This window comes from Acidovorax sp. LjRoot204 (genome assembly GCF_056175785.1).
Window position 1 is genome coordinate 1 of record NZ_JBGFFF010000332.1, and the last position, 1491, is coordinate 1491.

The 1491-nt window shown below is 58.8% G+C and carries 2 protein-coding genes; both read right to left on the bottom strand.

All coding sequences use genetic code 11. The features are described 5' to 3' along the window. Positions 1-281: hypothetical protein (locus AC04MI_RS25105; protein WP_476499036.1), on the bottom strand; the 281-nt coding region annotated here is incomplete at its 3' end. A gap of 187 nt (positions 282-468) precedes the next feature. Next, the coding region (locus AC04MI_RS25110) for a ribonucleotide-diphosphate reductase subunit beta (protein ID WP_476499037.1) at positions 469-1491 on the bottom strand (1023 nt) is incomplete at its 5' end.

Genomic DNA, 1491 nt, shown 5'->3' on the forward strand with positions numbered 1-1491 from the left:
GGAGCGGCTTTCTTTGCCGGTGCTGCTGCCTTCTTGGCGGGTGCAGCCTTCTTCGCAGCTACGGCCTTCTTGGCAGGAGCGGCTTTCTTTGCCGGTGCTGCTGCCTTCTTGGCGGGTGCAGCCTTCTTCGCAGCTACGGCCTTCTTGGCAGGAGCGGCTTTCTTTGCCGGTGCTGCTGCCTTCTTGGCAGGTGCAGCCTTCTTGGCGGCTACGGGTTTGGCCGTTGCAGCCTTTTTCGCGGGAGCAGCCTTCTTAGCGGCCGGTTTTTTCGCAGTTGCCATCATGTTCTCCTTGGGTCAATTTGCAAAGAGCACTTCCTGTCTGCAGTGGACAGAGAGCGATCCATGGAGATGGATGAAAACTCCATCTCCATGAACACGGGAACGCCCCGCAGGGCAGCGCTCTGCGGCGCTGTCGTTGCTGGGCGTGGTGTAAAAATCCATGGTGGTGTGGCCTGCAAAAAAGGCGCTAGTCCCAGGACAGCGCACCACCGGACTGGTATTCAATAACCCGGGTCTCGAAGAAGTTGCGCTCCTTCTTGAGATCGATCATCTCGCTCATCCACGGGAATGGGTTCTCTTCATTGGGGAACAGCGTCTCCAACCCGATCTGCGTGGCGCGGCGGTTGGCGATGTAGCGCAGGTAGCCCTTGAACATGGARGCRTTCATGCCSAGCACGCCACGSGGCATGGTGTCTTCGGCGTAGYGGTACTCSARCTCGACGGCCTTGAGGAASAGTGCCTTGATCTCGGCCTTGAACTCTGSGGTCCACAGGTGGGGGTTTTCGAGCTTGAGCTGRTTGATCARGTCGATGCCGAAATTGCAGTGCATCGACTCATCGCGCAGGATGTATTGGTACTGCTCAGCRGCGCCGGTCATCTTGTTCTGGCGACCCAATGCCAGGATCTGCGTGAAGCCSACGTARAAGAACAGGCCYTCCATCAGRCASGCGAAMACGATSAGCGACTTGAGCAGGGTCTGGTCRGTCTCGKGCGTGCCGGTYTTGAARKWCGGRTCSMTGATSGCKTCGATGAAGGGGATCAGGAAYTCGTCCTTGTCGCGGATCGACTGGACTTCGTTGTAGGCGTTGAAGATYTCGCTYTCRTCCAGRCCSAGCGATTCGACGATGTACTGATACGCGTGGGTGTGGATCGCTTCTTCGAACGCCTGGCGCAGCAGGAACTGGCGGCACTCAGGGGCCGTGATGTGGCGGTACGTGCCCAGCACGATGTTGTTGGCGGCCAGCGARTCGGCGGTSACGAAGAAGCCSAGGTTGCGCTTGAYGATGCGGCGCTCGTCTTCGGTCAGGCCGTTSGGGTCYTTCCACARCGCGATGTCACGCGTCATGTTCACCTCTTGGGGCATCCAGTGGTTGGCGCAGGTGGCGAGGTATTTTTCCCACGCCCACTTGTACTTGAAAGGCACCAGCTGGTTGACGTCGGTCTGGCCGTTGATGATGCGCTTGTCGGMAGCGTTGACACGGCGGTGTGC